Raw genomic sequence first — 21,017 nt, forward strand, 5'->3', positions numbered from 1 at the left:
CGCGACCGATCTGTTTCTGCCCCTGCCCCGTATGGGCGGCTGATTCCCGGCAATGAGATCCGGAGCGTCGGCGACGCCCGGGGCTACGCGACACAAAGGAGTGCGCGGTGACGACACCGGAAATGACGAAGCACGAGGAACGGCCGGCCGAACGGCCCGGAAAGCCGGGCTCCGGCAGCGAGAAGCTCCGGAACATCGAGGTCTGGGCCAGGTCCGCGCCGATCCGGCTGGCCGGCTACGAGGAAGACCTCGCCGAGCCGCACATCCTGCAAGGCATCGACTGAGTGCTTCCACGGGCCCCGGCCCTGCCCCCCAGCGGGGCGGGCCGGGGCCCGTTCTCATGCGGCGGCGCGCTCGTGCGGCGGAGTGCTCAGAACACCGCGCGCGCCACCGCCGCACCGCCGAAGGAGAGTCCGACTCCGGCGCCGACGGTGAGCAGGAGATAGCCCGCCGCCAGGCCGAGCCGGCGGGCCGAATTCAGGGTCAGCAGTTCGTAGGAGAATGTCGACCAGGTCGACAGCGCCCCGCAGAAGCCGGTGGCCAGCAGCAGATTCAGCCGGGTGCTCAGATCACCGTTCATCGCCGCCTCCGCGATGAAACCGAGGAACAGGGCGGCCCCCGCGTTGGCCGCGAAGGTGCCCCACGGGAAGACGCTGTGCAGGCGGAACTTCGCGTCCACCCCGAGGAGATAGCGCAACGGCGCGCCCACCAGTCCGCCGGCCAGGACGAGCAGCCAGTCGGTCATGACGCCTCGCCCTGCGAACCGTAGGAGCGGCCGAACGAGAAGTGCGCGACGAACGCCCCGGCCGTCACGGCCGCCAGCGCCGCGGCCACGGTCAGCACCAGGCAGCCGACGGCGTAGCCCGGCTCGTGGTTCTCGAACAGCTGCCGCACGTTGTCCGTGTAGTGCGAGAACGAGGTGAACCCGCCGAGCACGCCCGTGCCCAGCAGCGGGCTGATCAGCCGTGGCGCCCCGGGGAAACGCAGCTTCAGGGTGACCATCAGGACCCCCATCAGGAAACACCCGACCGTGTTGACCAGCAGGATCGTCCAGGGGAACGCCGACGTGCCGTTCGGCCAGAGGCGCTCGGCGCCGAAGCGGGCTGCGGCTCCGGCGGCACCGCCGATCGCGACGACGACCACGACTGGAAGCTGGACCCCGGGATGGTGGTCGGGGTGACTGTGGCGGTGCAGCTGCATTCTGATCGACATGCGGCGAACCTACGTATTCGACCCCCGGGCAGGGGCGGAGCGCGCTGGTGGGGGAACGGTGCCACCCGCTTGGGCCACTGCCCCCGTCGCTCAGAGCGCCCATTCTATCGCTCTGTGTATTGATGGTGACGTGTGAATGCGATGCGCATTCCAGAAGGTCCTCATTTCGCTGAGTCGTTGGAGTCAGCCTTGTCTTTTGCCGAGCCGGAAATTGTGCGGCGGCTGGAAAAGCGCCAACCGTTCGCCTACCTCCTGGCGAGTGTGCGGGGCGTTGGGCAGGTGGATCTCCAGCCCGCGCTGCTCACAGGCGTGGCGATCCTTGCCGCCCTGTGGGCGGCGGGCTGGGAAACGGGCCTGTTCGCCACACTCGGCACGCTGATCGCCACCGCGACCGCGTACGCACTCGCCGTTGACCGGACGAGCATTGCCCTGGGGCTTCAGGGGTATTCGGGATGCCTCACCGGCGTCGCGCTCGTCTCCTCGCTGGGCAACCACGTCGCGACCTACGTGTTGACGGTGGTCGGCGCCATCATGTGCACCCTTCTGATGGCGACTCTGGGAACCTTCCTCACCCCCTACGGACTCACACCGCTGACCGCGCCCTTCTGCCTGGTCTCCGGTGTGATGGTGGTGGGAGCTCCGGCCTTCGACCGCGTCTGGCACGGCGCCCCGTCCGCCGTCTCCAGTACGACGAGGGGCGACACCGGGCTGTCCTGGAACGACCTGTGGCACGCGTTCTTCAACAACGTCTCGCAGATCTTCCTGGTCGAATCCTGGTACGTCGGACTGATCATGCTTGTGGGACTGGCCCTGGCCGGCCTCCGCGTGGTCCTGTACGCGGCGGCCGGCAGCGTGGTCGGAGTCTTCGCCGCGTGGGCCCTGGGCGCCCCCACGGCGTTGATCGCCAGCGGGATCTACGGATACAACGCCGTCCTCGTGGCTATCGCCATCGGCGCCGTCTTCATGGCCAACACGGTCTGGAACGGGGTCTACGCCCTGTTCGGCGCGGCGGCGACCACCGGTCTCACCGCGTCGCTGACGTCATTCTTCAAACCGTTCGGCGGTCACACCTTCACGTGGCCGTTCATCCTCACCACCTGGGTTCTGATGGCGGCCGTTCCCCTGCTGCCACGCCTGCGCCGCAGCGACTGACAAGGCCCGGCCACCGTCCCTCCCGCTCTCCCACCGCACCATCCCGAGGAAGGTACCCACGATGAACCTCGCCCCTCGCGAGATCGACAAACTGCTGGTCTACGTCGTGGCCGACCTGGCCCGCAAGCGCCAGGGCCGCGGCCTCAAGCTCAACTACAGCGAGTCGGTCGCGCTGATCACCGAGGCGATCCTCGAAGCCGCCCGCGACGGCAAGAGCGTCGCGGACTGCATGGAACTGGGCCGCCACGTCGTGGGCGAGGGAGACACCATGCCCGGCGTACGGGAGATGCTCGGCCTGCTCCAGGTCGAGGCGTCCTTCGTGGACGGCACCAAGCTCGTCTCCTGCCACGACCCCATCGGTGGCTGACCGATGACCGTGAGCGGGGCCGTCATCGCCGTGTGCGGCCACGAGGCCGACTACGGACGTGCGCTCGACGGGCGGCTCGGCCCGCACGTGAGTGTGGTCCCCAACGGGCGCGCACTGTTCCGGGCCGTGGCCGCACACCGCCGCCGCGGCGAGGACAGCGTGGTCGTCCCCATGACGCTGGGCCGCGAACCCGGCCTCGTCGCCGACACCGCCCGCACGCTGCGCGCGCTTCCCGCGGGCGGGCCCGGCGCCGCACTGCTCGCCGAGCCCTTCGGCACCACACAGCACCTCGTCGCCCATCTCCGCGCAGCGGCCGGCCGGGTGCCCGCAAGCTCCGCGCTCCTCGTCACCGCCCCCTCCGGCGACCCCTTCGAGGACGCCGAGCTGTACCGCGTCGCCGCGCTCGTACGCCGCTACGGCCGGCACGATCTGGTCGAGGTCGCGTTCGGCGGCGGCGACCCGGACCCGGCCGACGGCGTGCGGCGCTGCGCCCTGCTCGGCGCGGAGCGCGTGGCGCTGCTGCCAGCCTCGTTCGCACCCGTGGACGCGGGCGGCGCCCCGCCCGTGCCCGCCGAGAGCGCGGGACCCCTCATGCCGGCCTCGGCGCTGCGCCGGGTGCTGGACGAGCGGGTGGCCGACGCCCGGCGGCGCTGGGCCGAGCACGGCGACGACGGCGTCGCGACCGGGCTCGTGGCCGCCGACCACCACGGCCACGCCCATACCCACCCACCGGGCGAGGGCCATGACCACGGCCACACGCACGGCCACACGCACGGACACGCCCACGACCACGGCCCCGCCACCGGGCACCGGCACCACCACCCGTCCGCCGATGGGGCGGACCGAGCCATCAGGAGCATCGCATGACGTTCCGTCAGAACTATCTGTACGGCAAGGACCCCGTCGAACTCAACGCGGGCCGCCGCACACTGAAGGTCACCGTGAGCAACACCGGAGACCGGGCCGTGCAGGTCGGGTCGCACTACCACTTCTTCGAGGTCAACTCGGCGCTCTCCTTCGACCGCGAGGCGACGCTCGGCATGCACCTCAACATCGCCGCCGGCACCTCCGTACGGTTCGAGCCCGGCGGCTCGCGCGAGGTCGAGCTCTGCGCGTACGCCGGAACCGGCCGGCTCACCGGCTTCAGCGGGCTGCTCAACGGCAGCCTCGCCTCCCACCCCGCCCGCGTCGAAGCCGTCCGCAAGGCGATCGAGCGCGGCTACCAGGGCGCCGCGCCCGCCGCCAAGAGCGCCAAGGACGGCTCCAAGGGAGAGTCCAGGAGCGCGGGCAAGGGCGGATCCAAGGATTCCAAGGCCGCCAAGGACAAGAAGAAGGGTTCGCGCTGATGCCCATCCTGCCGCGCAAGCAGTACACCGACATGTTCGGCCCGACGGTCGGCGACCGCTTCTACCTCGCCGACACCAACCTCGTCGTCGAGGTCGAGAAGGACTACAGCGAGGGCCTGTACGGCGACGAGGTCGTCTACGGCGGTGGCAAGACCATGCGGGACGGCATGGCGTCCGACCCCCAGGCCACCGCGGCCCAGGGCGCGCTCGACACCGTCATCACCAACGTGGTCGTCATCGACCCGATGGTGGGCGTCGTCAAGTGCGACATCGGCATCAAGGACGGCTTCATCGTCGGCATCGGCAAGTCCGGCAACCCGCAGACGCAGAACAACGTCGACCCGGACCTGGTCATCGGCCCCGGTACGGAGGCCATCGCCGGCGAGCACCTGATCGCCACCGCAGGTGCCATCGACAGCCACGTCCACCTGATCGCCCCGCAGCAGGCCGAGCAGGCGCTGACCAACGGCATCACCACGCTCATCGGCGGCGGCACCGGCCCGACGGACGGCTCCAACGGCACGACCTGTACCCCCGGGCCGTACAACATCGGCCTGCTGCTCCAGGCGGCGGAGACCCTTCCGGTCAACCTCGGCATCATGGGCAAGGGCAACGGCAGCCTGCCGGGGGCGCTTGAGGAGCAGGTCGTCGCGGGTGCCTGCGCGCTCAAGGTGCACGAGGACTGGGGCTCCACCCCGGCCGTCATCGACAACGCGCTCAACGTCGCGGACGAGCACGACGTCCAGGTGGCCATCCACACCGACAGCCTGAACGAGGGCGGGTTCTTCGAGGACACCCGCTCGGCGATCGACGGCCGCGCCATCCACACCTTCCACAGCGAGGGCGCGGGCGGCGGCCACGCCCCCGACATCCTGCGGGTCACCGGCGAGCCGAACGTCCTGCCGTCCTCCACCAACCCGACGCTGCCCTACACCAAGAACTCGGTGGACGAACTCCTCGACATGGTGATGGTCTGCCACCACCTCAGCCATGACATCCCCGAGGACGTGTCCTTCGCCGACAGCCGGGTCAGGGCCGAGACGATCGCCGCCGAATCCGTGCTGCACGACCTCGGCGTGATCAGCATGTTCTCCTCCGACTCCCAGGCCATGGGCCGGATCGGGGAGTCCGTGACCCGGGCCTTCCAGACCGCGCACCACTGCAAGGACAAGCTCGGTGTGCTGGAGGGCGACTCGGAGCGCAACGACAACCAGCGGGTGCTGCGCTACCTCGCCAAGGTCACCATCAACCCCGCCATCGCCACGGGCATCTCCGACTACGTGGGCTCGATCGAGAAGGGCAAGCTCGCCGACATCGTGCTGTGGCCCATCCACTCCTTCGCGGCCAAGCCGAAGATGATCATCAAGGGCGGCCTCGTCTCCTGGGCCCAGATGGGCGACCCCAACGCCTCGCTGCCGACCCCGCAGCCGGTCACCTACCGGCCCATGTTCGGCCAGTACGGCAAGGCGCTCCAGGCCACCCACGCCACGTTCATGTCGCAGGCGGGCATCGCCGCGGGCGTACCGGAGACGCTCGGCCTGGAACGCAAGGTCCTGCCCGTGCGCCGTACCCGCACCATCGGCAAGCACAACATGGTCCGCAACGACGCCCTGCCGGACGTCCAGGTCGACCCGGAGACGTTCAAGGTGACGCTGAACGGCAAGGTCGCCACCATCGACCCGGCCGAGACGCTGCCCCTCAACCACCTCTACTTCCTGGTCTAGGGCCGATGTACCGCAAGGAGGGCGACATCGCGGGCGAACCCGGCCCGACGCGGACCACGCCCGCCGTGGGACTGGGACCGCTGCTGGTCAGCCTCCAGCTGACCGACTCCGCGTTCCCGAGCGGCTTCTACACGCTCTCGCACAGCCTGGAGGGCTTCGCCCAGGCGGGCGCCGTGGACGCCGCGAGCCTGCCGCTGCTGCTCCAGGACCTGCTGCTGCACGGCGTCGGCCCCGCCGACGCCACCGCCCTCGCCCTCGCGCACCGGGCGACCGCGGCGGGCGACCCGGAGACCGTCGTCAGGATCGACGAGCACCTGTTCGCCACGAAGCTGGGCCGGGAGATGCGCCAGGCCGCCACCCGGACCGGGCGCCAGCTCCTGGACCTCGGCCAGGAGGTCTTCGGCCGCCCGGAGATCGGCGACTACTTCGGCCGGGTCGTACGCCGCGAGGCCCCCGGCACCCAGGCGGTGGCGGCCGGGGTCGTCTACGCGGCGACCGGCGTCCCGGTCCGACAGGCCGTCGCCGCCGACCTGTTCGCGTTCTGTGTCAGCTTCGCGGGCGCCGCCCTGCGGCTCCGGCTGACCGACCACCGCACGGCGCAGACCCTGATCAGAGGAGCGGCGCCGGTCATCGAGACGACCGTCGACGCGGCACTGCGCAGGGAACTCGACGACGTCGGCGCCACCGTCTTCGCGTCGGACGTCATGTCGGGCCGTCACGAACGCGCCGAGGCCCGGCTCTTCGCCAGCTGAACACCCACACACCCCGCCACACCAGGGAGCACCATGGACGACAACGTACTGCGGGTCGGCATCGGCGGACCCGTCGGTTCCGGCAAGACCGCGCTCATCGAGGCGCTGGTACCCGTACTGATCGAACGCGGCCACCGCCCCGCCGTCATCACCAACGACATCTACACCCAGGAGGACGCCCAGCACGTGCGCCGCACGCTGGCCGGCGTCCTCGAACCCGAGCGCGTCGTCGGCGTCGAGACGGGCGCCTGCCCGCACACCGCCGTGCGCGACGACCCCACGATGAACCTGGCGGCCGGCGCCGAGATGCTGGAACGCTACCCGGACGTCGACACCCTGCTGTACGAGTCCGGCGGCGACAACCTCACCCTGACGTTCAGCCCGGCCCTGGTCGACCTGTTCCTCTTCGTGCTGGACACCGCCGAGGGCGAGAAGATGCCCCGCAAGCGCGGCCCCGGCATCACCGAATCCGACCTCCTCGTCATCAACAAGATCGACATCGCGAAGTACGTGCGCACGGACATCGGCATCATGGAGTCCGACGCCCACCGGGTCAGGGGAGAGGGCCCCGTCGTCCTCACCGACTGCCTGACCGGAATCGGCATCGACGAGATCGCGGGCTACCTCGAATCGCGCCGCAAGGTGCTGATCTGACATGCCGCTCGCCCCGCAGCGGCCGACGGCCGGCCGGCTCGCCGAGGAGTACTACACCGCGGTCCGCGTGCCCCCGGACGTCGCGGCCCTGGCCTCCGTCCCGGACACGCTGGCCCCCGGATCGCCGGCCAAGGTCGGCATCCTCGACCTCGCCTTCGCCGTGCGGGGCGAGCGCACCGAACTCGTCGGGCGCTACCAGAAGACACCCCTGCAGATCATGCGGCCGCTGTGGATCGACCCCGCGCTGCCCGGTATGAGCTACGTCTACCTGATGGCGACCGGCGGCGGCATCGCCCAGGCCGACCGCTACCGGATGGACTTCCACTGCGGCCCGGACACCCAGGTCCACCTGACCACCCAGGCCGCCACCAAGGTCTTCAAGATGGAGCACGACTACGCGAGCCAGCGCGTGCACCTGACGGCAGAGGCCGGCAGCTACGTCGAATACCTGCCCGACCCGCTGATCCCGTTCGAGGACGCGCGTTTCTACCAGCGCACCGAGGTCACCGTCGCACCCGGTGCCACGGTCCTCATCGGCGACACCCTCACCGCGGGCCGGCTCGCCCGGGGCGAACGCCATGTCTACCGCACACTCGCGACGGACCTGCGCGTCAGCAGGCCCGACGGCACCCTCCTCGCCGTCGACACCCTGCGCCTGGCCCCCGGCACGGCCGGTCAGGGCGTCCTCGGGCCCGGGGTGTTCGCCGGGCACGACCACGTCGCCTCGCTCTTCGTCGTCACCGACCGCGTCCCGGCCTCCGGCCTGGCCGACACCCTGCACGAGGCGCTCGCCCCCCTCGGTGTCCTGTACGGGGTCAGCGTGCTGCCCCGGGACTGCGGCGCCTGGATGCGGCTCATCGACGACAGCCCGATCCGGGTCGCCGCGGCGCACCGGGCCGCCTGGCACGCCGTACGCCGGCAGCTCACCGGCCACCCGGCGCCGGACCTGCGCAAGCCGTAGACCCTCCCGCCCACCACCCCCACACGAGGGACCGCCGATGATCACCGCTCCCGCGCCCATGCCGGCCGCGTACGACTCCGGGGACACCGCCTGGCTGCTCGCCGCCACCGCCATGGTCCTGCTCATGACGCCCGGCCTCGCGTTCTTCTACGGCGGCATGGTGCGCACCCGGCACGTGCTCATGATGATCAAGATGAGCTTCGCCGCGCTCGCCTTCGGCACCCTGCTCTGGTGGGTCATCGGATACACCCTGGCGTTCGGGCCCGACGTGGGAGGGGCCGGGCTCATCGGGAACCTCGACCACGTGTTCATGAAGGGCATCCAGCTGAACACGCTGAGCGGCGCCATCCCCACGTACATCTACAGCACCTTCCAGATGGGCTTCGCCATCATCACCGTGGCGCTGATCAGCGGTTCGATCGCCGACCGCGCCACGATGCGGGGCTGGCTCGTCTTCGTCGTGCTGTGGCTGCTGATCGTCTACGTCCCCGCCGCGCACTGGGTGTTCGACAAGGACGGCTGGATCGTGAAGCACCTCGGTGCCCTGGACTTCGCCGGGGGCCTGCCGGTGGAGCTCAACTCCGGGGTCGCCGGACTCGCCGTAGCCCTCGTGCTACGGGCACCGCGCGACTTCGCCCGCCGCGAGGAGCGCCCCAACAACATCCCGCTCGTGGTCGTCGGTGTCGGGCTGCTGTGGTTCGGCTGGTTCGGCTTCAACTCCGGCTCCGCGCTGACCGACCAGGGCACGGCCGCCGCCGCGTTCATCAACACCCAGCTCGGGGCCGCGGGCGCCATGGTGACCTGGCCGCTGGTCGAGAAGTGGCGCACCGGGCGGGTCACCACCACGGGCGTCGTCTCGTCCGCCGTCGCGGGCATGGTCGCCATCACCCCGGCGTGCGGTGAGATCAACACGCTCGGCGCGGTGATCACCGGTCTCGTCGTCGGCGCCGTGTGCGCCTTCGCGATCACACTCAAGTTCCGGTTCGGCGTGGACGACACGCTCGACGTGGTCGGGGTGCACGGCGTCGGCGGGCTGGTCGGCCTGATCATGGTCGGCCTCTTCGCCACCGCGCGCGTCAGCGGCAAGGAGGGCCTCTTCTACGGCGGCGGCTGGGGCCTGCTCGGCAAGCAGCTCGTCGCGATCGTCTCCATGATCGCCTTCTCGTTCATCCTCACCTGGATCATCGCCAAGGTGGTCGACCTGACCGTCGGCTTCCGGGCCAAGGAGGAGTACGGGAACGTTCCGGGCGCGGAGGCGGAGCGGGCCTACGACTTCCAGACCGCCGAGCGCCTCGGCGCGCTGGTCTCCGGCAAGCGGGTGGCGAGCGACGACGAGCTGGTCAAGCAGATCAGCCGCCTGCTGCGCGCCCGCGAGGACCGCTGACGAGCCCCACTACCTCCTGGTCGGGCGCAGGAAGTCGCGGACGAAGGTGCGGTGCCACCAGCAGCCGGTGGCCCGCAGCTCGCGCCACGTGGTGAACCGGTAGCGGAAGACCCTGGCCCGCACCTGGGCCGGCGGGGCGCCGGGGAACGGGTTGTGCCGCAGCAGCCGCAGCGTGTCCCGGTCGTTCTCCAGCAGCCGTTCCACGAACGGGCCGAACCAGGCACGGGCGTACGCGGGCGACAGCGCCGCGAACCACATCAGCCAGTCCAGCCGCAGATGGTACGGGGCGAACTGGCGCGGCAGCCTGCGCGGGTCGCCCGGCTTGCCCCGAAAGCCGTATTCCTTCCACACCGTGCCCGGGTGCACCACCGCGTCGTCGGTGCCCTCGACCACCACCTCCAGCCGGACCCGGCTGACGCTGCCGAACGCGCCGTACGTGTTGACCAGGTGCAACGGGTCGAAGGACCGGTTCATCACCTGACGGCGGGAGACCAGATTGCGGGCCGGGTGGTAGCTGAGGGCGAGGATCAGCACGGTCACCGCGATCACCACGGCCTCGTACCATACGGGCGCGCCCCGCTGGGCCGGCGGCTCGGTCAGCGGCGACCAGTCGATGACCGGCAGGGCGAGCGTGATGGTCAGCCAGTTCAGCCAGGCGAAGTTCCCCGAGAGCACCAGCCACAACTGCGTGACGATCATCAGCCCGGCCGCCACGCTCGCCACCGGCTGCGGGGTGAGGAGCAGGACCGGGACGAGCAGCTGGGTCACATGGTTGGCCGCCGCCTCCGCCCGGTGCACGGGCCGGGGGAGACGGTGGAAGAACCAGCTCAGGGGCCCCGGCATCGGCTGGGTCTCGTGGTGGAAGTACAGGCACGTCAGATTCCGCCAGCAGGCGTCGCCGCGCCACTTGATGAGCCCGGCGCCGAACTCCAGCCGGAACAGCACCCACCGCAGCAGCCACAGCACGAGCACCGGTGGCGCCGTGTCCGCGTTGCCCAGGAAGACGGCGAGGAATCCCGTTTCGAGGAGCAGCGACTCCCAGCCGAAGCCGTACCAGACGCCGCCGACCTGCACGATCGACAGATACAGCAGCCACGGCAGGGCCCAGAGCGCCATCGCGGCCCCCAGCGGCACCCGGTTGTCCACGCCCACGATCAGCGCGACGGCGACCGCGCAGCCGGTCCAGGCGACCACGGCGAAGAAGCGGTCGGAGTAGTGGAGGCGGAAGAGGCCGGGCGCGCCGCGCCAGTCGGTGCGCCGCAGGACCTCCGGGGCGGGCAGCATGCCGCGTTCACCGATCAGCGCCCGGAACTGGAGCGCCGCGCCGAGGAACGCGGCCAGATAGACGACGGCGAGGGCCTTCTGAAAGACCAGCCGGCCGAGCCAGTACCCGTCCGCGGTGAACCACTCCATCGCTACCAGTATCGGGCCCCCAGCCTCCGCGCGCCGAACAGGCCCGGGGCGCCGTCCGTTTGCGGCGGGCCGGGAAGTGCGGCAGACATGAGGGGAGCGACCGGGAGACCGGTGACCAGGCAGGAGACCCCTTCGTGCACTCACGCATACGTCTGCGACGCACCGCGCCCGCCCTTCTCTCCGCCGGCCTCCTCCTCGCCGCGGGCTGCGCACAGGAGACCTCCCGGCCCGCGAGGACGGCCGCAGCGGACGTCCTGCTCCAGGCGGCCGCCGACCCCGGCCCGTCCCCGTTCACCGGCTCCTCGGCCGGCGCGCCCGTTGCGGCGCCGGGCACGCACCCCGACAGCCGCTCCCCGGCACCGCCCGGCGGCGGGAAGCCGCTCACCCGCACCGGATCGACGCCCGGCCTCTACGGCGGAACGCGCGCCGTCCCGTCCTGCGACGTCGAGACCCAGATCCGCATGCTCGCCGCGGACCCGGCCAGGGAAGCGGCCTTCGCGCGCACCGTGTCCGTCGGCCCCGCCCGGGTCCCCGCCTTCCTGCGCGCCCTGACCCCCGTCCTGCTGCGCGCCGACACCCTGGTCACCGGCCACGGTTACCGCGCGGGCTCGGTCACCGCGTTCCGGTCGGTGCTCCAGGCGGGCACCGCGGTCATGGTCGACGGCCGCGGCCTCCCGCGCGTCCGCTGCGCCTGCGGCAACCCCCTGGACCCGCCGGGCGTGGCGGACGTGGCGGCCGGCAAGGGGGAGCGCTGGGCGGGGTTCGACCCGGCGCGGACGGTGGTGATCGAGCCCGCCGCCCGGCCCGTGGCCGAGCTGGTGATCGTCGATGTGGAGCGCCGGGCGTGGATCGCGCGGCCCTCGGGCGATGAGGGTGCCGGGGACCGGGCCCCCGCGGTGCCGCCGCCCTACGGCCCCGGCACCGACATCACGGGCCCGCTCCCCGAGCTGCCGCCGGCCGGTACGAAGGAACCCCGGCCGCCGAAGAGGTCCGAGCGGCCCGAGGAGCCGGCGGAGCCGACGCCGTCCCGCTCCCGGCCGCCCGGCGACTGCCCGCCGTCCGCCGGGCCGACGCCGCCCGGCGAGCCGGCGGGCGCCACCGGCGCACCCGCCAGATCGCCGGGGGAGACGAACTGTCCCACGCCCACCGGGGCTCCCACCGAGCCCCGGCCGGATGAACCCCGGTCCGATGAGCCCGAGCCGGACGAGCCGCCGCGCGATCCCGTGCCGTCCATGACCGGCGAGCCGCAGACGTCCATCCGGCTGCCCCGGCACGAGCGGCCGGTGGACGGCGGCGCGGCGCGGCGGCGGTGAGGGGCGGCGGGTTCACTCCTCGGTGGGCAGCCAGTTCCCGTGGAGGCCCAGCGGGACCCGTACCGGGATGCGCACCCGGGCCACCGGGCCCGCCGTCGGGTCCTCGGACGGGATGACGAGCAGCCAGCTGCTCGCATCGGTGCGGTCGGTGGCGTACGTCATCCAGTAGCCGCCCTCGCCGGGTCCGGTGCCCGGGACGGGGGCGAAGACCGGCTCGCCCACCGACAGGTTTCCGGCCCGCCACGCGAGGTGCCGGCCCGAGGGATCGCTGCCGTCGTACCAGCGCAGTTCGTCGAACTCGCCCGGCAGCAGATCCGGGTTGCCCGAATCCGCGGCCACGGCCAGCTGGCGGTGGCGCCGGCCGATCAGCCGGTCGTCGGTGCGGGGGAGCTCCATCCTGGCGTCGTCCAGCACGGTGCGGCGCATGGTGCCCGCCTCGGGGTCGATGACCGCGCGCACCAGGCCCGCGTGGTTGGGCCGGCCGCCCTCGTCGGGTGTGCCCATGGCCAGGCGCGTCCACTGCACGTAGTCGAGCACCACGTTCCCGCCGTCGGGCTCGGTGTCGAAGGCGTTGACCGTGTGCCACAGCCAGAAGGCGTCGTCGGACGCCCAGCGCACGGGGCCGCCGTCGCGGGGGACCAGGGCGACCCGGGTGCCGTGCTCGGGCCGCCAGTCGATCATGGAGCCGCCGTGCATGGCCGCGTCGATGTCGAAGAACACGGGCGCCAGCACGATCACCAGGAAGCGCGGTGTCAGCGCCATGTCGTGGATCATCATCGGCTCGTCCACCCCGTCGACCGTGGTCGGGCCGCGCACCACGTCACCGGTGCGGCCGATCGCGGACCAGGTGAGGTAGGGCGGCTCCAGGCCGTAGCAGAAGACGAGCATCTCGCCGGTGACCGGGTCGGTCTTCGGATGCGCGGTGATCCCGGCCGGCAGCGCCCCGCCGAACGTCTCCTTCCCGGCGGTCTCCAGCTCCGGTGTCATCAGGAACGGGCAGTCGGACTCGGCGAGGGCCAGCAGCCGTCCCGCGTGGCGCACCACGTTGATGTCGGGCATGTCGCGGAAGGTGCCGGCCAGTTCCGGCCCGACGTCGGGTTCCCGGGGCAGGATCATCGACTCGATCCCGCCCCACAGCGCCCGCCCGGCCCGTTCCTCGGCGACCACGGCCGGTGTCCGCACGAACCGGTTGCGGTAGCGGGCCCGGCCGCCGGAGATCCACACCCCGTGCAGCATGCCGTCCCCGTCGATGGGGTAGAGGTACGAACCGATCGGGGTGAAGCGGGGGTTGGGGCCGTTGCGCAGGAAGACCCCGTCCAGTTCGTCCGGCAGCACGCCCGTCACCCGGAGGTCCGCCTCGTCGACCTCCTCGGTGACCGGGGCGAAGCGGCCGGAGAGATGGACGACGCGGCTCGGGTCGAAGGGGTGTGCGGCATGTGCGGCCATGGCGGGCCTCCCTCGCCGGGGGCTGTACGCACCCGGCCGCGGGCCGGGCTGACCCTCAATTGAATCCCCGGCCCCGACGCGTCGCAACGCGGAACGGGGGCCGTCCGCGCGGGATGCGGCGGCCCGGCCCCGGGCCCACCATGGAAGACGCGGCAGGTCGCCGCGCGGCCACACCCCCGGAGGTGTCCGGTGAACCAAGCCCGTCCGGGACGGCGGACCGGGAATCTGTTCTTCGCGTTCGCCCCGTGGATCCTCTTCATCGTCATCGCCTCTCCCAGCACCTGGGAGTACGCCGCGCTGGCCGCCCTGGTGGCCGCCGTGGTCCTCAACCTGCCGGACATGCGCCGGGGTTCCTTCAAGATCCTGGAAGTCACCGGGATCGTCTTCTTCGCGGTCCTCAGCGTCCTGGCGCTGTTCCTGGACCGGCACGACCTGTACTGGGTGGAGAGATACGCCCAGGTCCTGTCCAGCGGCGTGATCGCGGTGGTGGCGCTAGGCTCGCTGGCCTTCGTCCCGTTCACGGAGCAGTACGCCCGCCAGTCCACGCCCCGCGAGGTGTGGGGCTCGCCCGTGTTCCGCCATGTCAACAGGGTGCTGACGCTGCTCTGGGGCGCGGTCTTCGCCGTCACGGCCCTGCTGGGCCTCCTGGCGCTGCACACCTCGTCCGGCGCCGACTGGTACAACTGGATCATCCCCGTCGTCCTGCTGGTCTTCGCCGTCCGGTTCACCGAGCGCTACCCGGACCACGTGCGCGAGCGGGCCCGTGAAGCGCACGCCTCCCCATGAGCCCAGCGGCCCCACTTTGGTCCAGACCTATTGACGGAAGGTCTGGACCACTTTACGTTGGGCGGCGTTCGAGATCCGGTTGCTTGTTGTCAGGGGCATGCCAAACCAGGAAGAGGGAGCGCCATGTTCGGTCGCACATCACGTCTGCTGGGGGTCGGCCTCGCGGCGGCGTGCATCGTACCGATGCTCGTCGCGGCCAAGCCGGGCGCCGTGGCGCAGGAGGATACCTGCGCGGTCAAGCCGAAGCCCGCGGGCAAGGTGCTCCAGGGGTACTGGGAGAACTGGGACGGCGCGTCCAACGGGGTGCACCCGCCACTGGGCTGGATCCCGGTCACCGACAGCCGCATCACGGAGCACGGCTACAACGTGATCAACGCGGCCTTCCCGGTCATCCTCTCGGACGGCACCGTCCAGTGGGAGGACGGGATGGACTCGACCGTCAAGGTCCCGACCCCGGCCGAGATGTGCGAGGCGAAGGCGTCCGGGCTCACCACCCTGATGTCGATCGGCGGCGCCACCGCGGGCATCGACCTCAGCTCCAGCGCCGTCGCCGACCGCTTCGTCGACACGGTGGTGCCGATCCTGAAGAAGTACAACTTCGACGGCATCGACATCGACATCGAGACCGGTCTCAGCGGCACGGGCGACATCAACCAGCTGTCCCCCTCGCAGTCCAACCTGATCCGCATCATCGACGGTGTGCTCGCGCGGATGCCGTCCGACTTCGGCCTGACGATGGCGCCCGAGACGGCGTACGTCACGGGCGGCAGCGTCGTCTACGGCTCGATCTGGGGCGCCTACCTGCCCATCGTGAAGAAATACGCGGACAACGGCCGGCTCTGGTGGCTGAACATGCAGTACTACAACGGCAGCATGTACGGCTGCTCCGGCGACTCCTACTCCGCCGGCACCGTGGAGGGCTTCACCGCGCAGACGGACTGCCTGGACAAGGGACTCGTCATCCAGGGCACCACGATCAGGGTCCCCTACGACAAGCAGGTCCCCGGACTGCCCGCCCAGGCAGGCGCAGGCGGCGGCTACATGGCGCCCGGCCTCGTCTCGCAGGCATGGAACCACTACGGCGACAGCCTCAAGGGACTGATGACCTGGTCGCTGAACTGGGACGGCTCCAAGAACTGGACCTTCGGCGACAACGTGAAGGCGCTCCAGGGACGCTGACGCCCGCCCCGCGTACGGCGAGGGCCCCGCACGACCCGGTCCGGGTCGTGCGGGGCCCTCGCCGTACGCGTCAGCTGCCGGACTCCGAGGCGTCCAGCATGGCCCCGCGCTCCACGACCTTGATCCGCTCGCGGTCCTGCTCCGCGCCCAGGGCCCGCTCGTGCGCGTCCAGGCGGTACCAGCCCTCGCGGGTCGTGTAGCGGATGCCGCGCGCCTGGAGGAAGTCGGTGACCGCGTCCGGCTCGGGCTGCGCCGGGGCGGGCAGCCGGCCCGCGGCGTGGTCCTCCAGCAGGCAGGCGACCGTCTCGTTGGCGTCGCCCTTGGTGTGCCCGATCAGGCCGATCGGTCCCCGCTTGATCCAGCCGGTGACGTACACGGACTCCATCGGCTCCCCGCCCGCCAGCACCCGGCCCGCGGCGTGCGGCACGGTGCCGGACGCGACGTCGAACGGCAGCTTCGGCAGCTCCTGCGAGTAGTAGCCCACCGCCCGGTAGACGCTGCGCACGTCCCAGTCGTGGAAGGTGCCGGTGCCGCGCACATTGCCGGTGCCGTCCAGCTCGGTGCGCTCGGTGCGCAGGCCGGCGACGCGGCCGTCCTCGCCGAGGATCTCCACCGGGGACTCGAAGAAGTGCAGGAACAGCTTGTGCGGCCGGTCGCCGACATCGCGGATCGCCCAGTTCTCCAGCGTGGAGGCGACCATGTTGGCCTGCTTGTTCCCGCGCCGGGTCTCGATCGAACCCGCGTCGTAGTCGATGTCCTCGGGGTTGACGATGACCTCGATGTTCGGCGAGTGGTCCAGCTCCCGCAGCTCCATCGGGCTGAACTTGGCCTGCGCCGGACCGCGCCGCCCGAAGACGTGCACCTCCAGGGCCTTGTTCGCCTTGAGGCCGTCGTAGACGTTGGCGGGGATCTCCGTGGGCAGCAGCTCGTCGGCCGTCTTGGCCAGGATGCGGGCCACGTCCAGGGCGACGTTGCCGACGCCCAGCACGGCGACCTTCTCGGCCTCCAGCGGCCAGGTGCGCGGCACGTCCGGGTGGCCGTCGTACCAGGAGACGAAGTCGGCGGCCCCGTAGGAACCGTCCAGTTCGTTGCCCGGGATGTCCAGGGCGCGGTCCGCGTCGGCACCGGTCGAGAAGATCACCGCGTCGTAGAAGGTCCGCAGCTCGTCGAGGCCCAGGTCGTTCGGGTAGTCGACGTTGCCGAAGAGCCGCAGCTGCGGCTTGTCCAGCACCTGGTGCAGCGCCTGCACGATGCCCTTGATACGCGGGTGGTCGGGGGCCACGCCGTAGCGGATCAGGCCGAAGGGCGCGGGCATCCGCTCGAACAGGTCGATGGAGACGCCCGGGTCGGCGGCGGCGTCGGATTTGAGCAGCGCGTCCGCTGCGTAGATGCCGGCGGGACCGGCTCCGACGATGGCGACGCGGACGGGGCGTGTCATGGCGAGCTGTTCCTTCGAACGGATGAGCAGAAGCGGGGCCGGGTTGGTAAGGCAAGGCTTAGTCGACCCCGCCGGACACGTTAGCCGCTGCTTCGGCCCGGTTTCGGGGCGGGTGCCGTGTTACCAGGTGGTATCCGGCCTCCGTCCCGGTCGGCCGATGCCGTAATTCCTTGGAAACCGGCCCTTCCGGACCTTCCGTAAATGTGTTCCATTGCACATTCACCAGGTGGACGGTTCGGTCGAAGATTCGGACAAATGGTGGCAGAGTGACGCACATGGATGATCGGGTAGCGGGTGCCCTGTCACTCCCGGACGACTGGCCCGCCCACCCGGATCTCAGCCTCGCCCTGAACCGAATGGGCAGCTTCGACTGGGATCTCGACAGTGGCCTCATGCACATGGACCGTTATGCCCTCGACGTGTTCGACCTGAGGGACGACGAGTACGACAACCGGCCGGAGTCGCTCGGGCGGCGGGTGCCGCCCGATGAGGCGGTCCGGCTGGACGCCATGGTGTCGCAGGCGCTCAAGAGCGGCCGGAGCAACTACGGCGCCTATTTCCGCGTGCAGCGGCGCGACGGGACGCTGCGCTGGACGCACACCCAGGGCTTCGTGCGGCGCGACGGCACCGGACGGCCGCGCCGGATCATCGGCATCGTCAGGGACGCCACCCAGGAGCTCGCCGAATCCGCCGCCCGCCGCGGACTGGACGAAGGGCTGCGCCACCGGACCAGCCTCGTGGACGCCACCACGGCGGCGCTGGCCCACGCCCGTACGGTCAAGGACGTCATCGAGGTCCTGAAGAACTCCGAGGGGCTCGCCCTGCTCGGCGCGACCAGCCTGGTCATGGGACTGATCGAGGCCGGCCGCATCCACCTGGTGGCCGACGGGCCCGAGGGTTCGTTCGTTCCGGGAACCCGCTACACCCGCACGGACGAGCAGTACCCGATGAGCGAGGTCGTCCGCACGCTCGGCCCCCGCTTCATCGAGTCGGCCGACGACTTCGCCGCCTCCTACCCCGGACTGTGGCCCCACATCAGCCACCTCGGCATCACCTCCGCCGCCTATCTGCCGCTGATCGCCCAGGCCCGCCCCATCGGCGCGCTCGGCCTGCTCTACAGCGGCAAGGACGGCTTCAGCGCCGACGAACGCAACCTCCTGCTCGCTCTCGGCAGCTCCATCGCCCAGAGCCTCCAGCGCGCCATGCTCTACGAACAGGAGCACGACCTCGCCGAGGGGCTCCAGCAGGCCATGCTGCCGCGCCGGATTCCCGACGTGCCGGGCGCCCAGATCGCCGTGCGCTACCGCTCGGCCCGGCTGGGCCGGGACATCGGCGGCGACTGGTACGACGTCATCCCGCTGCCCGGCGGCCGGGTCGGCGCCGTCATCGGTGACGTCCAGGGCCATGACACGCACGCGGCCGCCGTGATGGGGCAGCTGCGCATCGTCCTGCGGGCGTACGCCGCCGAGGGGCACAGTCCCGCCACGGTCATGGCGCGGGCCTCCGTCTTCCTGCACGAACTCGACACCGACCGCTTCGCGACCTGCACCTACGCCGAGACCGACCTGACCACCGGGGTGGTCCAGCTGGTCCGGGCCGGCCATGTGGACCCGCTGCTGCGCGACACCGACGGCAGCTGCCGCAGGGTGCCGTCGGAGGGCGGGCTGCCGCTGGGGCTCTCCGCCGAGTTCGGGCGGCTCGAGTATCCGGTCGGCACGGTCGAGCTGGACCCGGGACAGACCATGGTGCTGTTCACCGACGGCCTGGTGGAGCTGCCCGGCTCCGATCTGGACGAGGGCACGCAGCGGCTCACCGAACTGATCAGGAGCGGCCCGCAGGACCTCCAGCAGCTGGCCGACCGGCTCTGCACATCGGTGGACGAGCACGGCGGCGAGGACGACGTGGCGATCCTGCTCCTGCGCCGGAAGGCCGCGCAGGCCCCGCAGCCGGGCGGCCGGCTCCAGCAGCACGTCGCACAGAACGACCCGGAGGCGCTCAGCTCGGCCCGCCACATGATCCGCGCGGCGGTGCGGGCCTGGGGGGCGAAGGACCGGGCCGACGAGATCGAACTGGCCGCCGACGAGCTGACCACCAATGCCCTGATGCACACCGACGGCGGCGCGATCGTCACCATCCGGGTGCTCACGGGCCCCGAGCGGCGGCTGCGGGTCGACGTCGAGGACCGGTCGAGCGCGCTGCCGCGCCGCCGGGACGCCGGCGAGTCGGGGGTCTCCGGGCGCGGACTGATGCTGGTCGACCAGCTGGCGGACGCCTGGGGTGTCGAGTCCCGGGGAACCGGCAAGTGCGTCTGGTGCGAGTTCGTCATTCCGCCACGCGGCTGACCGGCCCGCGCGTCGCCCGAACGGAGCGCGATTTGAGCGGAACAGGGATGTAACGCAACGTAACATGACCGTACTTGACCGTAATGGACCGCGAGAGATTGGCTGGCCGTGGTCGGTCTCCGTCTTCGATGACATGAGGACCCGTTGGGCACTGAGCTGCTGGCACCCCTCGACCTGGCTTTCTGGCACCTTGAGTCCGCCGCCCACCCCATGCACCTCGGCGCGCTCGCCGTGTTCGCCCCGCCTCCGGGCGGCGCCCCCGGCCCCGACGCGCTCCTCGGGCTGCTCGGCGCCAGGGCCTCGGCGATTCCCCGGCTGCGCATGCGGGTACGCGACGTGCTGCTGCCCGTCGGCGGCGCGGCCTGGTTCGCCGACAAGGACTTCGACGTGGACCGCCATCTCACCCGGGTACGGCTGCCCGTGGAGGAGGCGGCTCCCCGGGACGGGGGCTTCATGCCCGCGGCGACCCGGCTGGCGGGCGAGCTGATGGAGCGGCCGCTGCGGCGGGGGCTGCCGCCCTGGGAGATGTACCTCATCGACGGCCCCGCCGGCGGCCCCTTCGCCGTACTCGTCAAGCTCCACCACGCGCTGGCCGACGGCATGCGGGCGGTCGCCATCGGGGCCGGGATCTTCGACGAGATCGCCTCGGCCACCGCCCGTCCCCGGTCCGCCGCCCCGTCCGCCCGGCCGCGCCCGGTGCCGCCCCGCTCCTGGATGCCGGGCCCGCGCCAGGTCGCCGGGCTCGCCCTGGGCCGGATCGAGGACCTCGGCCGGGCCTTCGGTGTCGGGGCGTCACTGGTACGGGCGGGCCGCCTCGACCCGCGCGGCGCACCGGCGCTCAGGGCCGGCTCCAGCGGGACCCGGCGGCTGGCCACGGCCGACCTCGGCCTCGAAACCGTGCGGCGCATCCGCCGGATCTCCGGCGGCACGGGCAACGACGTGCTGCTCACGGTCGTGGCGGGCGGGCTGCGCCGCTGGATGCTGGAGCGCGGCGAGTCGCTGCCCGGCGACGATCCGCGCGCTCTGGTCCCCGTCTCCCGCCGCCGGCCGGGCCGTGCGGCCGCGACCGGCAACCGCCTCTCCGCCTACCTCCTCGGCCTCCCCGTCTCCGAGGGCGACCCCTGGGAGCGGCTGCGGGCGGTACGCGAGGCGATGGACCGCAACAAGGCGGCGGGGCCGCTGCGGGGAGCCGGAGCGGTCGCCGTACTGGCCGATCAGCTCCCCTCGCTGGCCCACCGTTTCGGCGCCCCGCTCGCCGGGAACGCGGCCCGGATGCTCTTCGATGTCCTGGTCACCAGCGTGCCTCTGCCGCGCTCGCGGCTCTCGCTGGCCGGCTGCCCCCTGAGCGCCCTCTATCCGATGGCCCCGCTGGCCCGGGGGCAGTCCATGGCCGTCGCGCTGACCACGTACGGCTCGCGCGTGCACATCGGTCTGGTCGCCGACGGCAAGGCGCTCCCGGATCTGGAGCGGCTGGCGCGGTGCGTCGAACAGGAGGCGGCCGAACTCCTCTCGGTGGTGGGGGAGAGGCCCTGAGCCCGGCCATAGATC

General features: G+C 71.6%; 20 protein-coding genes. 15 read left to right on the plus strand and 5 right to left on the minus strand.

Features of this window, described 5'->3' with window-relative positions; translation table 11 throughout:
* Positions 1-107: 107 nt before the first annotated feature.
* Entirely contained in the window at positions 108-284 is a 177-nt protein-coding gene (locus tag P8A18_RS31430) for a hypothetical protein (protein WP_306061307.1), read from the plus strand.
* Positions 285-370: 86 nt separating this feature from the next.
* Here the strand turns inward: P8A18_RS31430 and P8A18_RS31435 are convergent, their stop codons facing one another.
* Positions 371-745: a fluoride efflux transporter FluC gene (locus P8A18_RS31435; RefSeq protein ID WP_306060086.1), complete on the minus strand. Its 375-nt coding sequence runs from the start codon at positions 743-745 to the stop codon at positions 371-373.
* On the minus strand, positions 742-1,212 hold the full coding sequence (locus tag P8A18_RS31440; RefSeq protein ID WP_306060088.1) for a fluoride efflux transporter FluC: 471 nt from the start codon (positions 1,210-1,212) through the stop codon (positions 742-744). Before P8A18_RS31440 ends, P8A18_RS31435 begins: the two co-directional genes overlap by 4 nt.
* 189 nt (positions 1,213-1,401) lie before the next feature.
* On the opposite strand from P8A18_RS31440, the gene P8A18_RS31445 reads away from it, so the two are divergent.
* The 9 genes from P8A18_RS31445 to P8A18_RS31485 all read left to right on the plus strand — a co-directional run bounded on the left by P8A18_RS31445 (position 1,402) and on the right by P8A18_RS31485 (position 9,552).
* Positions 1,402-2,364, plus strand: a complete 963-nt coding sequence (locus P8A18_RS31445; RefSeq protein WP_306061267.1) for an urea transporter — start codon at positions 1,402-1,404, stop codon at positions 2,362-2,364.
* Positions 2,365-2,425: 61 nt separating this feature from the next.
* Complete coding sequence (locus P8A18_RS31450; protein WP_018554168.1) at positions 2,426-2,731, plus strand: urease subunit gamma; 306 nt, start codon at positions 2,426-2,428, stop codon at positions 2,729-2,731.
* A gap of 3 nt (positions 2,732-2,734) precedes the next feature.
* Positions 2,735-3,598, plus strand: a complete 864-nt coding sequence (locus tag P8A18_RS31455; RefSeq protein ID WP_306060090.1) for a cobalamin biosynthesis protein CbiX — start codon at positions 2,735-2,737, stop codon at positions 3,596-3,598.
* A complete protein-coding gene (locus P8A18_RS31460; protein WP_306060092.1) occupies positions 3,595-4,077 on the plus strand; it encodes an urease subunit beta in 483 nt (160 codons plus the stop codon). Before P8A18_RS31455 ends, P8A18_RS31460 begins: the two co-directional genes overlap by 4 nt.
* A complete protein-coding gene (ureC, locus tag P8A18_RS31465) occupies positions 4,077-5,801 on the plus strand; it encodes an urease subunit alpha (RefSeq protein ID WP_306060094.1) in 1,725 nt (574 codons plus the stop codon). Before P8A18_RS31460 ends, ureC begins: the two co-directional genes overlap by 1 nt.
* A gap of 5 nt (positions 5,802-5,806) precedes the next feature.
* Positions 5,807-6,553 carry an urease accessory protein UreF gene (locus P8A18_RS31470; protein ID WP_306060096.1) on the plus strand — a complete coding sequence of 249 codons (747 nt, stop codon included), beginning with the start codon at positions 5,807-5,809 and terminating at the stop codon, positions 6,551-6,553.
* Positions 6,554-6,586: 33 nt separating this feature from the next.
* A complete protein-coding gene (gene ureG / locus P8A18_RS31475; protein ID WP_306060098.1) occupies positions 6,587-7,207 on the plus strand; it encodes an urease accessory protein UreG in 621 nt (206 codons plus the stop codon).
* Between the two features lies 1 nt (position 7,208).
* The gene (locus P8A18_RS31480) at positions 7,209-8,168 is read left to right on the plus strand and encodes an urease accessory protein UreD (protein WP_306060100.1); all 960 of its coding nucleotides are present in this window, start codon (positions 7,209-7,211) and stop codon (positions 8,166-8,168) included.
* Positions 8,169-8,205: 37 nt separating this feature from the next.
* Positions 8,206-9,552: an ammonium transporter gene (locus P8A18_RS31485; RefSeq protein ID WP_306060102.1), complete on the plus strand. Its 1,347-nt coding sequence runs from the start codon at positions 8,206-8,208 to the stop codon at positions 9,550-9,552.
* 9 nt (positions 9,553-9,561) lie between these two features.
* Here the strand turns inward: P8A18_RS31485 and P8A18_RS31490 are convergent, their stop codons facing one another.
* Complete coding sequence (locus tag P8A18_RS31490; RefSeq protein WP_306060104.1) at positions 9,562-10,965, minus strand: lipase maturation factor family protein; 1,404 nt, start codon at positions 10,963-10,965, stop codon at positions 9,562-9,564.
* Between the two features lie 134 nt (positions 10,966-11,099).
* Here P8A18_RS31490 and P8A18_RS31495 point away from each other — a divergent pair, with 134 nt between their 5' ends.
* Positions 11,100-12,278 carry a DUF6777 domain-containing protein gene (locus P8A18_RS31495; protein WP_306060106.1) on the plus strand — a complete coding sequence of 393 codons (1,179 nt, stop codon included), beginning with the start codon at positions 11,100-11,102 and terminating at the stop codon, positions 12,276-12,278.
* A gap of 12 nt (positions 12,279-12,290) precedes the next feature.
* Here the strand turns inward: P8A18_RS31495 and P8A18_RS31500 are convergent, their stop codons facing one another.
* On the minus strand, positions 12,291-13,724 hold the full coding sequence (locus P8A18_RS31500; RefSeq protein WP_306060108.1) for a carotenoid oxygenase family protein: 1,434 nt from the start codon (positions 13,722-13,724) through the stop codon (positions 12,291-12,293).
* Positions 13,725-13,913: 189 nt separating this feature from the next.
* On the opposite strand from P8A18_RS31500, the gene P8A18_RS31505 reads away from it, so the two are divergent.
* Complete coding sequence (locus P8A18_RS31505; protein WP_306060110.1) at positions 13,914-14,510, plus strand: DUF3159 domain-containing protein; 597 nt, start codon at positions 13,914-13,916, stop codon at positions 14,508-14,510.
* A 123-nt stretch (positions 14,511-14,633) separates the two neighbouring features.
* Positions 14,634-15,689, plus strand: a complete 1,056-nt coding sequence (locus P8A18_RS31510) for a chitinase (RefSeq protein WP_306060112.1) — start codon at positions 14,634-14,636, stop codon at positions 15,687-15,689.
* Positions 15,690-15,759: 70 nt separating this feature from the next.
* On the opposite strand, the gene P8A18_RS31515 is transcribed toward P8A18_RS31510, so the two are convergent.
* Entirely contained in the window at positions 15,760-17,127 is a 1,368-nt protein-coding gene (locus P8A18_RS31515; RefSeq protein WP_306060114.1) for an FAD-dependent oxidoreductase, read from the minus strand.
* 275 nt (positions 17,128-17,402) lie between these two features.
* Here P8A18_RS31515 and P8A18_RS31520 point away from each other — a divergent pair, with 275 nt between their 5' ends.
* Complete coding sequence (locus P8A18_RS31520; protein WP_306060116.1) at positions 17,403-19,469, plus strand: SpoIIE family protein phosphatase; 2,067 nt, start codon at positions 17,403-17,405, stop codon at positions 19,467-19,469.
* A gap of 144 nt (positions 19,470-19,613) precedes the next feature.
* On the plus strand, positions 19,614-21,002 hold the full coding sequence (locus tag P8A18_RS31525; protein WP_306060118.1) for a wax ester/triacylglycerol synthase family O-acyltransferase: 1,389 nt from the start codon (positions 19,614-19,616) through the stop codon (positions 21,000-21,002).
* Positions 21,003-21,017: the final 15 nt, after the last annotated feature.

Origin of the sequence: Streptomyces sp. Mut1 (assembly GCF_030719295.1) — a bacterium.
Lineage (GTDB): Bacteria > Actinomycetota > Actinomycetes > Streptomycetales > Streptomycetaceae > Streptomyces > Streptomyces castrisilvae.

Coding starts and splice junctions, on each gene's coding strand:
- P8A18_RS31435 (WP_306060086.1), bottom strand. CDS start 745: ATGACCGACTGGCTGCTCGTCCTGGCCGGCGGACTGGTGGGCGCGCCG.
- P8A18_RS31440 (WP_306060088.1), bottom strand. CDS start 1,212: ATGTCGATCAGAATGCAGCTGCACCGCCACAGTCACCCCGACCACCAT.
- P8A18_RS31450 (WP_018554168.1), top strand. CDS start 2,426: ATGAACCTCGCCCCTCGCGAGATCGACAAACTGCTGGTCTACGTCGTG.
- P8A18_RS31455 (WP_306060090.1), top strand. CDS start 2,735: ATGACCGTGAGCGGGGCCGTCATCGCCGTGTGCGGCCACGAGGCCGAC.
- P8A18_RS31460 (WP_306060092.1), top strand. CDS start 3,595: ATGACGTTCCGTCAGAACTATCTGTACGGCAAGGACCCCGTCGAACTC.
- ureC (WP_306060094.1), top strand. CDS start 4,077: ATGCCCATCCTGCCGCGCAAGCAGTACACCGACATGTTCGGCCCGACG.
- P8A18_RS31470 (WP_306060096.1), top strand. CDS start 5,807: ATGTACCGCAAGGAGGGCGACATCGCGGGCGAACCCGGCCCGACGCGG.
- ureG (WP_306060098.1), top strand. CDS start 6,587: ATGGACGACAACGTACTGCGGGTCGGCATCGGCGGACCCGTCGGTTCC.
- P8A18_RS31480 (WP_306060100.1), top strand. CDS start 7,209: ATGCCGCTCGCCCCGCAGCGGCCGACGGCCGGCCGGCTCGCCGAGGAG.
- P8A18_RS31485 (WP_306060102.1), top strand. CDS start 8,206: ATGATCACCGCTCCCGCGCCCATGCCGGCCGCGTACGACTCCGGGGAC.
- P8A18_RS31490 (WP_306060104.1), bottom strand. CDS start 10,965: ATGGAGTGGTTCACCGCGGACGGGTACTGGCTCGGCCGGCTGGTCTTT.
- P8A18_RS31500 (WP_306060108.1), bottom strand. CDS start 13,724: ATGGCCGCACATGCCGCACACCCCTTCGACCCGAGCCGCGTCGTCCAT.
- P8A18_RS31510 (WP_306060112.1), top strand. CDS start 14,634: ATGTTCGGTCGCACATCACGTCTGCTGGGGGTCGGCCTCGCGGCGGCG.
- P8A18_RS31515 (WP_306060114.1), bottom strand. CDS start 17,127: ATGACACGCCCCGTCCGCGTCGCCATCGTCGGAGCCGGTCCCGCCGGC.
- P8A18_RS31520 (WP_306060116.1), top strand. CDS start 17,403: ATGGATGATCGGGTAGCGGGTGCCCTGTCACTCCCGGACGACTGGCCC.